Source organism: Streptococcus mobilis (assembly GCF_059727625.1).
On record NZ_AP041823.1, the window covers coordinates 1859927 to 1871971 of the forward strand.

The 12045-nt window shown below is 43.3% G+C and carries 15 protein-coding genes; all 15 read right to left on the minus strand.

The genetic code is table 11. The features are described 5' to 3' along the window. Positions 1–16 precede the first annotated feature (16 nt). Positions 17–1039, minus strand: a complete 1023-nt coding sequence (gene ilvC / locus AC6IZR_RS08930) for a ketol-acid reductoisomerase (protein WP_003004157.1) — start codon at positions 1037–1039, stop codon at positions 17–19. Positions 1040–1107: 68 nt separating this feature from the next. Next, positions 1108–1584, minus strand: a complete 477-nt coding sequence (gene ilvN, locus AC6IZR_RS08935; RefSeq protein WP_003010242.1) for an acetolactate synthase small subunit — start codon at positions 1582–1584, stop codon at positions 1108–1110. Beyond that, positions 1577–3277 (minus strand): acetolactate synthase large subunit, encoded by a 1701-nt coding sequence (locus AC6IZR_RS08940; protein ID WP_003004603.1) that lies wholly within the window; start codon positions 3275–3277, stop codon positions 1577–1579. The genes ilvN and AC6IZR_RS08940 overlap by 8 nt, the downstream gene beginning before the upstream one ends. Positions 3278–3465: 188 nt before the next feature. Then, a complete protein-coding gene (locus tag AC6IZR_RS08945) occupies positions 3466–4065 on the minus strand; it encodes a response regulator transcription factor (protein WP_155173090.1) in 600 nt (199 codons plus the stop codon). A gap of 1 nt (position 4066) precedes the next feature. Continuing rightward, positions 4067–5164 (minus strand): sensor histidine kinase, encoded by a 1098-nt coding sequence (locus tag AC6IZR_RS08950; RefSeq protein ID WP_497848456.1) that lies wholly within the window; start codon positions 5162–5164, stop codon positions 4067–4069. Continuing rightward, positions 5161–5901, minus strand: coding sequence for an ABC transporter permease (locus AC6IZR_RS08955; protein ID WP_061604940.1), 741 nt, complete (start codon positions 5899–5901; stop codon positions 5161–5163). The genes AC6IZR_RS08950 and AC6IZR_RS08955 overlap by 4 nt, the downstream gene beginning before the upstream one ends. Next, entirely contained in the window at positions 5870–6787 is a 918-nt protein-coding gene (locus tag AC6IZR_RS08960; protein ID WP_497848457.1) for an ABC transporter ATP-binding protein, read from the minus strand. Before AC6IZR_RS08960 ends, AC6IZR_RS08955 begins: the two co-directional genes overlap by 32 nt. Then, positions 6774–6971: a hypothetical protein gene (locus AC6IZR_RS08965; RefSeq protein WP_497848458.1), complete on the minus strand. Its 198-nt coding sequence runs from the start codon at positions 6969–6971 to the stop codon at positions 6774–6776. Before AC6IZR_RS08965 ends, AC6IZR_RS08960 begins: the two co-directional genes overlap by 14 nt. Beyond that, on the minus strand, positions 6968–7159 hold the full coding sequence (locus AC6IZR_RS08970) for a hypothetical protein (RefSeq protein ID WP_014712940.1): 192 nt from the start codon (positions 7157–7159) through the stop codon (positions 6968–6970). The genes AC6IZR_RS08965 and AC6IZR_RS08970 overlap by 4 nt, the downstream gene beginning before the upstream one ends. A gap of 135 nt (positions 7160–7294) precedes the next feature. Further along, a complete protein-coding gene (locus AC6IZR_RS08975; protein WP_023919327.1) occupies positions 7295–7849 on the minus strand; it encodes an SP0191 family lipoprotein in 555 nt (184 codons plus the stop codon). A gap of 282 nt (positions 7850–8131) precedes the next feature. Beyond that, complete coding sequence (locus AC6IZR_RS08980) at positions 8132–9796, minus strand: DAK2 domain-containing protein (RefSeq protein WP_371585717.1); 1665 nt, start codon at positions 9794–9796, stop codon at positions 8132–8134. Positions 9797–9798: 2 nt separating this feature from the next. Further along, on the minus strand, positions 9799–10164 hold the full coding sequence (locus AC6IZR_RS08985; RefSeq protein WP_003004393.1) for an Asp23/Gls24 family envelope stress response protein: 366 nt from the start codon (positions 10162–10164) through the stop codon (positions 9799–9801). Between the two features lie 142 nt (positions 10165–10306). Further along, positions 10307–10495 carry a 50S ribosomal protein L28 gene (gene rpmB / locus AC6IZR_RS08990; protein WP_001140948.1) on the minus strand — a complete coding sequence of 63 codons (189 nt, stop codon included), beginning with the start codon at positions 10493–10495 and terminating at the stop codon, positions 10307–10309. A 118-nt stretch (positions 10496–10613) separates the two neighbouring features. Next, positions 10614–11309, minus strand: a complete 696-nt coding sequence (locus tag AC6IZR_RS08995; RefSeq protein ID WP_455238366.1) for a LiaF transmembrane domain-containing protein — start codon at positions 11307–11309, stop codon at positions 10614–10616. A 4-nt stretch (positions 11310–11313) separates the two neighbouring features. After that, positions 11314–11760 carry a LytTR family DNA-binding domain-containing protein gene (locus AC6IZR_RS09000; RefSeq protein WP_003004160.1) on the minus strand — a complete coding sequence of 149 codons (447 nt, stop codon included), beginning with the start codon at positions 11758–11760 and terminating at the stop codon, positions 11314–11316. Positions 11761–12045 lie beyond the last annotated feature (285 nt).

Here is a 12045-nt window from a genome sequence, read left to right on the forward strand (position 1 = left end):
AGTCTTCTACAGACAATTAGTTGTAGATTTTGAAGGCGTCATCGTCGTTTTGACCAACGAATGGCATTGCTTTACGCAATTCAGCACCAACTTTTTCAATTTCAAGTTCTTCAGCTTGTTTACGGAAGGCTTTCAAACGTGGGAAACCAGCATCGTGGTCTTCAACGAATTCACGTGCAAATTTACCTGATTGGATATCAGCAAGGGCAGCTTTCATGTTTTCTTTTACTTCTGGACCGATAACACGTGGACCAGTTACGAAATCACCAAATTCTGCAGTATTTGAACATGATTGACGCATTTTCTTGAAGCCACCTTCGTAGATCAAGTCAACAATCAATTTCATTTCATGAAGGACTTCGAAGTAAGCCAATTCAGGTGCATAACCAGCTTCTGTCAAAACTTCAAATCCAGCTTCGATCAAGCTTGTCAAACCACCCATAAGAACGGCTTGTTCACCAAATAAATCTTCTTCTGTTTCTTCTTTGAAGGTTGTTGAAAGAAGACCAACACGTGCTGAACCAACACCTTTTGCCCAGTCCATTGCGATGTCTTTCGCGTTACCAGTAGCATCTTGGTAAACAGCGTAAAGTGCTGGTACACCAAATCCTTCAGTGTAAGTACGACGTACCAAGTGACCTGGTCCTTTTGGTGCAACCATGAAGACATCTACGTCTTCAGGAGCTTTGATGTAACCAAAGTGGATATTGAAACCATGGGCAAAACCAAGAGCTTTACCAGCGCTCAAGTTTGGAGCGATTTCATCTTTGTAGATATCTTTTTGGATTTCGTCTGGTGCCAAGATCATGATGATATCAGCCAATTTAGTTGCTTCTGCAACTGGGTAAGCTTCAAATCCATCTTCTTTTGCTTTATCGAATGATTTACCAGGACGCACACCGATGATGACATCGTGACCTGAATCACGCAAGTTTTGTGCGTGAGCATGACCTTGTGAACCATAACCGATTACGGCGATTTTTTTACCATCAAGTGCTGGTACTTTAACGTCTTTTTCGTATTCCATTTGAACTGCCATAAGTAAAATCTCTTTTCTATTTTATTATTTGCCTTTTTAAGGCGGGGTTAACAATGTTAAGGTGAGAATTAATCTCGAGTAAATCCGGTTGCACCGGTGCGGGCGATGTTTTTAATCCCATAAGGTCGAATAACACGAATGAGGGCTTCGCTCTTTTCTGCATTTCCCGTCATTTGAACGGTGATAGAGCTTGGGGCTACATCGACCACGGTCGCACGGAAAGGTTGAATAATGGCCAAGATTTCTGCTCGCTTCTCAGCAGGTGCAGAAACTTTCACCAGGATCACTTCGCGCTCCAAGTGTGGTTTATCAGTGATATCCCGGACACGGATCACATCCACTTGGCGGTTGAGCTGTTTGATGATTTGTTCTACTTCATCATGCGAAGCAACATCAATGATAATGGTAATCCGCGATACATTAGGGTTTTCTGTTGCGCCAACAGAGATGCTTTCGATATTGACTTGACGTCTCGACAAGACTCCAGTAAAGCGGTTCAGAACACCTGAGCGGTTTTGAAGTTTGGCTGTTAACATTCTACGCATTAAACTTCACCCCCAACATCTCATGATTACTCTTACCAGCTGGTACCATCGGCAACACATGCTCTTTCCGAGAAATGTCTACTTCGATGAACATTGGTACATCTTCTGTGATGACTTCCAAATCCTTCTCCAGAGTTTCAGGATTATCAAATTTATAATTCTTGATCCCGTAAGCTTGCGCCATCAATTGGAAATCCGGAAGGCTATCAAAGACTGACTCTGACGTCCGACCATCATAGAAGGCTTCTTGCCATTGACGGACCATCCCAAGCGAGTGGTTGTTGAGCATAACGACCTTGATCGGAACCTTATAAATATTTAAGATCGCCAATTCTTGGTTGGTCATTTGGAAACCACCATCTCCGACAAAGAGAACAACTTCTTTATCTGGATTGGCAATTTTCGCTCCGATAGCTGCAGGAACACCGAATCCCATCGTTCCTAGACCACCAGATGTTACCAATTGGCGCTCATTTTGGTAAGGATAGTATTGAGCCGCCCACATTTGGTGTTGTCCAACGTCTGTGACGACAATAGCGTCTCCCTTGGTCAACTCTCCAATGCGTTCAATCACAGCTTGTGGCTGCACAACCCGTTCTTTCTTGTCGTATGAACGAACCCGGTTCTTATCTTGGGTCACCTTTTCGATCCATTTTTCTGTGTTGTTATGAACCGTTGGCTCTGCTAGCAATTGTTGCAAGGCTTTCTTTGCATCGCCAACAACAGGAATGTCGACAGCAATGATCTTACCAATCTCTGCAGGATCAATGTCGATATGGGCAACCTTAGCATTTTTAGCGAAAGTCTTTGGATTCCCTGTCAAACGGTCATCAAATCGACAACCAACACTGATCATGAAATCCGTCTCTGTCATAGCGATATTGGCCGCGAAGGATCCGTGCATTCCTCCCATCCCTAGGAAAAGAGGATGACTGGTCGCAATCGTTCCTTGACCTAACAGACTGGTCACTACCGGAATCTGATAGCGCTCTGCTAGAGCAATCAACTCTTTTGCAGCTCCAGCGTAACTCACCCCACCACCAGCAAGAAGAACTGGTTTTTTAGCCTTACTCAATTGCTTCAAAATCTTTTTGATCTGCAATTCATTGGGTTCAATGGTAGGCTGGTAGCTTGGAAGCTTCACACTTGGTTCATAGATAAAATCTGTCTCTAAAGCAGACACATCCTTTGGAAGGTCAATTACCACAGGGCCAGGACGGCCGGTCGTCGCAATATGGACAGCTTCTGTGATAATTCGTGGAATATCTGCCGTCTCACGTACTTGATAGTTGTACTTGGTGATGGGCATGGTAATTCCCACGATATCCGCTTCTTGAAAGGCGTCTTTCCCGATCCCAGCACGATTGACTTGACCAGTGAAGACTAATAGGGGAACGCTATCGCTCATGGCATCTGCAATCCCTGTAATGGCATTTGTAGCCCCCGGTCCACTAGTGACGACTGCGACACCCAGCTTTCCAGTTGATTTGGCGTAGCCTTCAGCCTCATGCAAGCATCCTTGTTCATGACGACCCAAGATATGCTGGATACCCTCAAAGCTATAGATGGCATCGTATAAAGGCAAAACCGCTCCACCAGGATAACCAAAAATCGTGTCAATGCCCAAATCACGCAGGGTTTCAAGAACGAGCTCTGAACCGGTTTTTGCAGTTTCTAAGGTAATTTTCTCCATGTCTCTCCTTTCCAGTACTTTGTATATCAAATTAGCATGCTACTATCATACCATTTTTAGAAAATATTTCAAGGAAAAATAGTAAATTTTCTGAATTTTCTATCCAAATCCGAATAATGAGAGTTTTTCTAAAAATGCTACATCCATCAGAAAAAAAGTCTCTAGGAAATCCTAGAAACTTTTCTTCCTTATAACCAACCCTTTTCTTGGGCAATTTTTGCCGCTTCGGTCCGGTTTTCCGCATCCAACTTAGTCAGAATGGCTGACATATAATTGCGGATGGTCCCGTTTGAGAGAAATAAGCGATCCGCAATTTCTTGGTTAGAAGCCCCTTTTGCGACTTCTTTTAAAACTGCCTTTTCTTGAGGGCTTAGAGGATTGGGATGGGTTAAAATCCCTTCCATTAATTCAGGCGAATATTCTTTTTGCCCTGCTAATACTGCATGAAGAGTCGCCATCAAATCCGTAATGCGGCGTTCTTTTAAGACATAGGCATCGACTCCAGCCTTGAGGGCCCGCTCGAAATAGCCCGGTCGCTTAAAGGTGGTAACGATGACGACCTTGAGCTGGGGTTGTTGACTTTTAGCCCACTCCAGCACTTCTAACCCTGTTTTAATGGGCATTTCGATATCTAAAATCGCAATATCGACTGGATGTGTTTCGAGTAAACGAATGGCCTCTTGTCCATCGCCAGCCTGCAAGACATCTTCCACATCCTCTTGCAGGAGCAAGAGCTGGCAGAGAGCATCGCGCAACATACTTTGGTCTTCAGCAACTAATAAGCGCATCTTATTTCCTTTCTTGATAGGGGATCCGTATTTCTATTCGGGTCGGCTTGTGTTGATGACTGATCTCCAGCTCTCCTCCCAACAAGGCAATTCGTTCGCGAATCGAGTGCAGGTCCTTGTCGGAAACTTTGTCAAAGCCGATGCCATTGTCTTCTGCGATCATTTCTACACCTGTCTCGGTGGAGCGATAAGAGAGAAGGGCCTGCGTCGCTTTGGCGTGTTTGATCATATTGGTGGCTAATTCCAGAGATACCATGGCCAGAGCAGATTCCAGGATTGGCGAGATGCTAGCAGTATCGAGCTCGTTTTGAATCTCCACTTTGATTTGCGCTACTTCCAGCATCTGCTTGACGGTTTCTAGCTCTCTTGCTAGGGTTCGCTGCTTCAAGTTCTCGACAATCTCTCGGACTTGGTGCATGGACTCTTGACTGATGGCTTGAATCTCTTGCACCTGCTCCTGCGCCTTCTCAACCTGACCCAATGCTAAGAATTGATCAGCTAGGTCCGCCTTGACACTGAGCATGGCAAAGGTGTGTCCTAGACTGTCATGCAGATCACGGCCAATCCGATGGCGCTCGTTTTCTGCCAGCAAAAGATTGATCTGGGCATTTTGCTTGGCATGGTCAGCTTTCAACTCTTCCATCATCTCAGCCCGGGCCATACTATAGGTCATAATCGCGATGAACAAGCAGATGATCAGTACAAAAAGCCAATCATTTTCTCTCATCTCCCTATTAAATAACAGGGCTCCAAAAAGGATCAGTAGTGATCCAACAGCCGTCCAAAGAAAGGGCGAGCGAAAATCGCGAATCCCTAAACGATAGAGCAAAATATTGCTCAGATAATAGTAAAACCAACAAAAGCTAGTTCCAACAAAAAAGGTATTTCCTGCAATATAAAGTAGAAGATAAATCCAAAAAAGCCAGGTCAGTTTCTTATTTTCAGTAATGAGGATTCCTAGATAGCTTATCATAAAGAAGATGGCTAAAAAGAAATGCCACCAGGGAATCTGCCCTAAGAAAATAGAAGCAAAGGGAAAGGCCATAAAGATTAAGCCTACGTAAAACATATGGTGAATATGTTTGAGTTTTTCAATCATGAACGAACCTCAGAATGACGACGATAGATGATAACAAGGGCAAACAAGACCAGGGTAAACAAGGTTAAATAGACACTCGCAAAGACATTAACCTGTCCCTTGTTTAAAAAGGTCTTAATCAGTTCCATCAATTGATAGGTTGGTAAGCATTTGCCGATGGCTTGCATCCATTCTGGAAAGAGACTAATCGGCATCCATAGCCCTCCCATGACAGCCAGTCCCATGTAAAGGAGATTACCTACAACAGACATCAATTGACTAGAAGGAAGCAGGGTCAAGACCAGACCGAGAGCCACAAACGCTAGGCTTCCTAGGATGAGAAGGAAGGCTCCTAAGATCCAATCCTGCAGGGGCATATTCACATGCCGCACCACATGGCCTACGGTAAAGACAACTCCAATCGATAGGAGAAAATCGACAAAGAGACCCACAACCTTTATTAGATAATATTCTACCATAGATACGGGGGTATGGCGCAAGACTTTTTGCCAATTATTGAGTCGATCGGTTTCAAGAACGGTTGGAAAAGAAAAGATAGCCGTAGACATCATGGAAAAAGCCGTCATGGACAAAAGATAATCCCTCATAAAGTGAGCGGGTGCCCCTGGCGTGTCCTGGTACATCCCTGAAAAGAAAAGATAAAAGGCCGTGGGCATCCCAATTGATAACAAGTAATAAATGGCCTGGCGACTGGTCAAATGCCACTCAACCACGCCGAGAGCTTTCATGCGTTTCATCTTCTCTACCTACTTCCTTTGTATTTTCAAAAATAGAATCCAATAAACTTCGATTGGTCACTTCGATTTCTTGGATCGAACATCCTTCTTCTTGCAAGCGAGTCCACAAACGATTGGCGTCGCGTGTCACAACCTGAAGAGCATCGGGTTTAATGACCACTTGACCAATGCCTTCCATCTCTGCCACTAGAGCTTGGTAGCGTAAGGGCAGGGTGAAATGTTTTTCTACCTCTTCGCTTCTCATAGCGAGAGGTGTCGTATCCCGAAGCAAATGCCCCTGATGCAAGACCAAAATTCGATCGGCCGTGTGCTCTACTTCCTCGATGTAATGTGAAGAATAGACAATGGTCACACCATCTTCCTTTAAATGCCCAACAATCTCCCAGAAGCGTTGGCGAGTGGACGTATCCATTCCCGCAGTTGGCTCATCTAAGAACAGTAAGCTAGGACGACCAATCAAGGTTAGAACAAAGGATAAGAGGCGCTTTTGACCACCAGACAACTTACTAGCCAATTGTTTCTTTTGTTCTGAGCTAAAACGTAATAAATCATCAATTTCTTCCCCTGTTAAGGGTTGGGGATAAATAGAGCGAAAGAAGTTGATCAGTTCCTGCACGGTTAACTTTTGAACGATGGCATTCTCTTGAGGGAGATAGGACACACTAGCCTTTAACTGAGGATGACCAGGTGCCTTCCCCTCTACTTCAATAATCCCAGAAGTCGCCTTCATATCTCCCAGAAGACAGTTCATCAAGGTTGTTTTCCCAGCTCCGTTTGGCCCGATCAAAGCCAGACAATCCCCCCGTTCCACTGTGAAAGAAAGATCTTCTAGGATCACCTTTCCTTTGATACTTTTGTTCAAGTTCTCTACTCTAATGACACTCATGAGACTCTCCTTTCAACCAGATTTGACCAGCTGGAATGATGACAAAGACGACCAAGGTCACTCCACAAACTGTTTGGAAAAACCAGCTAGGAAAATGGGCAGAAAACCAGCCCGTCATCATCTCAGTTGCCCAAAGGAGCAAACACAAAACAGCTACCAATCCAATTTCAAACTTCTTTTTCATTGCTCCATCTCCTTTTTAACAGCCTTGATCATTTTCAATCCTTCTTGAACCGCCCAGCTCATGATGCCAATCCCAGCAAATAATTCCCAAGGAAAATGGTAATAGAGACTATCATCCTTTGAAAAGATCAAATAGACGACCATCCCCACCACTGTTAACGTAAACACTTTATAGAACCATTGTTTCATTTTTCCTTACCTCTTACTTTCTGACTATATTATAGCGAAAGAAAATAACAGCCACTAGATAATTTTGTCACTCGCTCACATGACAAAAGTCACTAAAAAAAGCCAAGTGACTTCACTCGACTTTTTCTATTCTTCTTACTGACCTTCTTCTTTCATGCCATGCAGTTTCAAGGCCTTTACCAAGGCATCTGCCTTCATGTTTTTCAAATCATTGAGTCCAGCATCTTTGAAGTAAGAAATTTCTTCTAGAGACTTGGCGTCAATTTGGTTGAGGTCAATCACACTGGTTGAGAGCAATTTCTTTTCTGGGGTGACTGTGTATTCCAAACTAAAACCGGGAACGGTTTTTAGCTTCTTATAGTCTTCATTTTGCTCCAGCAAAGCTTGAATGGCTGCTGTGAGCTCTTCAGGTGACTTTTCTGCTGCGATGGTCCCAAGTTGTTGGGGCAGATCGGCCGTCACTTCGATGCGAAGGTTTTCTACCTTATCTCCCTTAGACTTGATGATATCCCGGTGTTTTGTTCCATTGATATCTCCTACTAAGGTTGTGGTTTTTTCTTCATTTTTTACTTCTTTTTTAACAGAGGAACTGCTAGATGAGCTAGCGGTTGTAGTTTTCTTTGTTTGGGATTGCGAACAACCAGTCAATACCAAAATGGCTAGCCCAAGGGTTACAAAAAATTTCTTCATTTTTATAACTCTCCTTTCACATACTGATACCAGTATAACATATCGCGTCTTTCTTGTCTAAAAACTCCACTGCTCAAACCATTTCCCCCTCATTTCAAGCTCTTCAATTTGAATAAAAAACTGATGAATGTGAGACTTTTTGCAGAAACTCCTTTTTCTCACGAATAAAGCCTCCGTGGAGGGTTCACTTCAGTCTCAATCCCTCTGAATCACGCTGCTTTAATAGGAATCTCCTCGTTTTTCTATATACAAAAAAGGTTCCGAAAGGAACCTTCTGTTCAATTATTCTACACTAAACAAGTATGGGTAGACAGGTTGGCCACCTTGGTGGATTTCTACTTCTACATCTTCGTATTTTTCAGCAAGGGCTTGGGCCAATTCATTTGCCAACTCCTCACTGCCGTCTTCACCGACATAGATGGTCACAATTTCACTGTCTTCATCCAACATATGAGCGAATGTTTCTTCCAAGGTTTCCATCATATCTGGATTTGAAACAACGATTTTGCCATCGACCATTCCAAGATTATCATTTTCATGGATTTCAAGCCCATCAATAGTGGTATCGCGAACCGCTGTTGTCACACTACCAGACGCAACATCATCCAATGAAGCGCTCATGCGTTCGTAGTTTTCTTCGATCGATTTGCTTTCATCAAAGGCAAGAAGACTAGTCAATCCTTGAGGGATAGTCTTGGTCTCAACAACTGCTGCAGGTTGATCAATCACTTCTGCTGCAGATTGAGCGGCCATCAAGATATTTTTGTTGTTTGGCAAGATAATGATGTTGCGCGCATTCAACTCTTCAACTGCTTTGACAAAGTCTTCTGTCGATGGGTTCATGGTTTGACCACCAGAGATGATGTAATCAACTCCTTGCGCTTTAAAGATATCAGCCAATCCATCACCAGCAACTACTGCGATGATGGCATATTCTTTTTCTTCAACTGGTTTGGCTTGACGTTCTTCTTTTTCAACTTGCGCTTCGTGTTGGTTACGCATGTTGTCGACTTTCACCTTGACCAAGCTTCCGTACTTAAGACCTTCTTGCATGACAAGACCTGGATCTTCTGTATGGACGTGAACTTTGACAATCTCATCGTCATTCACCACCAATAGAGAATCCCCAAGGTTGTTCAAATAGTTACGGAATTCATCATAATCGAAGTCTTTGACATAGGTTGGACCTTGTTTCAAAGCGACCATGATTTCTGTACAGTAACCAAACTTGATGTCTTCAGTTGCGACATGGCCAGCGACTGACTTGTGGTGTTCTGCATTGATCATTTCTGACATGGTTGCAGGTGTTGCTTGGAACTCTTCAGAAGCGATGAATTCACCTGTCAAGGCTGACAAGAATCCTTCATAGATGAAGACCAACCCTTGACCACCAGAGTCTACCACGCCAACTTCTTTCAAGACTGGCAACATATCTGGAGTCTTCGCAAGAGCAGTTTTAGCTCCTTCAAGAGCGGCACGCATAACTTCTACTGCATCGTTGGTAGATTCTGCTTTTTTCTTAGCCCCGATGGCTGCTCCACGAGAAACCGTCAAAATGGTTCCTTCAACCGGCTTCATAACGGCTTTATAAGCAACTTCTACCCCAGATTGGAAGGCTGCTGCAAGTGCTGCTCCATCCAATTCTTCTTTGTCTTTGACACTTTGAGAAAATCCGCGGAACAATTGAGAAGTGATGACTCCTGAGTTCCCACGCGCCCCCATCAAGAGACCTTTAGCGAAGATCCCTGCCGCTTCTCCAACAGTTGATGCAGAACGGTCAGATACTTCTTTGGCCCCATTTTCGATGGTCATTCCCATATTAGTCCCTGTATCTCCATCTGGTACAGGAAAGACGTTCAAAGAGTTTACATATTCCGCTTGTTTATTTAAGCGCGTAGCCCCCGCTTGAACCATTTCTTGAAATAAACTTGTAGTAATATTAGCCACGATTATTCTCCCACAATCTTGATATTTTGAATATAGACATTCACAGTATCCGTAGTGATTCCAAGTTGATTTTCCAAACTAAATTTCACACGTTCTTGAATATTTTTTGAGACTTCGCTAATCTTTGTTCCATAGCTCAAAACAGTGTAAACATCAACTGCGATAGTTCCTGCTTCCGTTGTTTTGACAACAACACCTTTAGAGAAGTTTTCTTTCCCTAGGAGGGCTTGGAAATTATCTTTGATCGCATTTTTGCTGGCCATTCCAACCACACCGAAGATCTCAGTAGCGGCACCGCCTACAACAGTTGCGATAACCTCATCAGTCAATTCAATTTGACCGTCCTTTGTATTGATTTTTACTGTCATAATTTCTACCTCAAAAGTATTTTATATTCTATTTTACCATAAAAGAGATCAGCTGTAAAAGGGTAGGGATTATTCTTCTCCCGCTGTGACAGCTGTCTCTAGAGAAAAAGAAAAGAACCTCTATGAGGTTCTATATTCTTTATTAAACGCGTTCTACTTTACCAGATTTCAATGCACGAGCTGAAGCCCAAACTTTTTTAGGTTTACCATCGATAAGGACAGTTACTTTTTGAAGGTTTGGTTTTACGGCACGTTTTGTTTGGTTCATAGCGTGTGAACGGTTGTTACCTGATACAGTCTTACGACCTGTGAAATAACATACTTTAGCCATTTCTGTGTTTCCTCCTATTAGATCTAATATAACGGATGTGCTAGCACCACATACCGTACTATATTACCAAAAAAAATCTCTCTTGGCAAGCTTTTGGCCAAAGTTTTTCATTTCCGACTTAAGAAAACGAATTCGCTCCGACATAGATAATTTCCAGATTTCCTAAGGAAACATCGCCCGTAATGTAGAAATCCTTGCTTGTCAGAGTACTTGGATTTTCCTGATGCTGGATCGCTGATAGGGAATTATCCACATTTACATGGACGCGCCAATCGCTTGGTACATAGAGGCTCAGACTCCCAAGGGAAACATCGACAACAAACTGAGCAGAAGGACCTTCAATACGGCAATTGTCAAAATAAACCGATGCTTCTCCCATACTCACATCTGCACTTCCGCGGGTAAAGTGTTGGTCATTGAGATATTTTGTCACTGTTGAAAAAGTGACATCAATGTCATTGCCATCCGACTTACTCATGGACCCAGCAGAATAGGAAGCTAGGCGGGCTTTTGTTTTCTTAGAGGGTTTAAACAAAATGTTGAGCCCAATCACAGCGAGAATTGAGGAAAGGATGACAACTGAATTTGAAACTGGGAGGAAATGGTATTGCCCATTGAGACAAAAGAGGGCTAAAAGTCCATAGATGAAGCCCCAACCAAAATGGCGTTTTAAGAAACTAGAGAGGGACAGGACAGCAAGCAAGGTGACCCAAGCCAAGGTCCAGATGCTGATGTCCCATTTTACAAAATAGCCTTGTAAGAGGATTAAGGCTGCTAAAAGAATTAAGAATACTCCAATTAATTTTTTTCTCATGATATTACCTCATTTCATTTAGTCGTTCTTTTAAGAGTTGATAGTAGCGTCTAGATACGTGAACCTGCTTATGGGTCTGGTAGAAATTGACCGTGCTAGTCCCTGAAAAAGACTTTTCCAGAGAGTAGATCTGCTTGGCGTTGACAATAGTGGATTTGGAAATCCGACAAAAGGCGATGGGAAGCAGCTCCTCCAACTCATAGAGCTTTTGCTTGACCTCATAGGCCTCGTCCTTGGTATGTCCAAAAATCTTCTCCCCGTCCGTCTCAAAAAAGAGGATCGATGCCACATCCAGAAAATACTCACTTCGATCCTTGTAGAAGGCTAAAGGAGCGACTTTTTGTTCGAGGATTCTCTCTTGCAGCTGGGTCAACTCCGGGGTCAAGCGCGGAGCTCGAATCAAGATCTCAGGCTCATCCATTGATGGATCCAATTCGATTCTAACTTTCATAAAACTCCTTTCCCAACGTTTTGATAGTACCATTATAACAGCTGTTGAAAACAAAACAAGGGCTTTTCAGTAAGTGGCACGTTTTCCCCATCAAGAGGTAGTTTTTGAGAAGTAAAAAAGAGAGTGGGACAGAAATCGGTAATTCGTTAGAATTCGATTTCGTCGTCCCACCTCCGCACAGTTGAGTAGGGCTGTAAAAGCTGATGAAATCAGCGTAGTAGAGCCCACTCAACCACTGCGTCTTGCTCTACAATCCAAAGACAATTGAGAGGCTAGGACTTTTAT

Bases quoted from the DNA above. Each gene is read 5' to 3' on its own strand.
- AC6IZR_RS08955 (WP_061604940.1), bottom strand. From the start codon at position 5,901: ATGAAACGCATGAAAGCTCTCGGCGTGGTTGAGTGGCATTTGACCAGT.
- ilvC (WP_003004157.1), bottom strand. From the start codon at position 1,039: ATGGCAGTTCAAATGGAATACGAAAAAGACGTTAAAGTACCAGCACTT.
- AC6IZR_RS08945 (WP_155173090.1), bottom strand. From the start codon at position 4,065: ATGCGCTTATTAGTTGCTGAAGACCAAAGTATGTTGCGCGATGCTCTC.
- rpmB (WP_001140948.1), bottom strand. From the start codon at position 10,495: ATGGCTAAAGTATGTTATTTCACAGGTCGTAAGACTGTATCAGGTAAC.
- AC6IZR_RS08995 (WP_455238366.1), bottom strand. From the start codon at position 11,309: ATGAGAAAAAAATTAATTGGAGTATTCTTAATTCTTTTAGCAGCCTTA.
- AC6IZR_RS08975 (WP_023919327.1), bottom strand. From the start codon at position 7,849: ATGAAGAAATTTTTTGTAACCCTTGGGCTAGCCATTTTGGTATTGACT.
- AC6IZR_RS08940 (WP_003004603.1), bottom strand. From the start codon at position 3,277: ATGGAGAAAATTACCTTAGAAACTGCAAAAACCGGTTCAGAGCTCGTT.
- AC6IZR_RS08950 (WP_497848456.1), bottom strand. From the start codon at position 5,164: ATGATTGAAAAACTCAAACATATTCACCATATGTTTTACGTAGGCTTA.
- ilvN (WP_003010242.1), bottom strand. From the start codon at position 1,584: ATGCGTAGAATGTTAACAGCCAAACTTCAAAACCGCTCAGGTGTTCTG.
- AC6IZR_RS09000 (WP_003004160.1), bottom strand. From the start codon at position 11,760: ATGAAAGTTAGAATCGAATTGGATCCATCAATGGATGAGCCTGAGATC.
- AC6IZR_RS08965 (WP_497848458.1), bottom strand. From the start codon at position 6,971: ATGAAAAAGAAGTTTGAAATTGGATTGGTAGCTGTTTTGTGTTTGCTC.
- AC6IZR_RS08985 (WP_003004393.1), bottom strand. From the start codon at position 10,164: ATGACAGTAAAAATCAATACAAAGGACGGTCAAATTGAATTGACTGAT.
- AC6IZR_RS08970 (WP_014712940.1), bottom strand. From the start codon at position 7,159: ATGAAACAATGGTTCTATAAAGTGTTTACGTTAACAGTGGTGGGGATG.
- AC6IZR_RS08960 (WP_497848457.1), bottom strand. From the start codon at position 6,787: ATGAGTGTCATTAGAGTAGAGAACTTGAACAAAAGTATCAAAGGAAAG.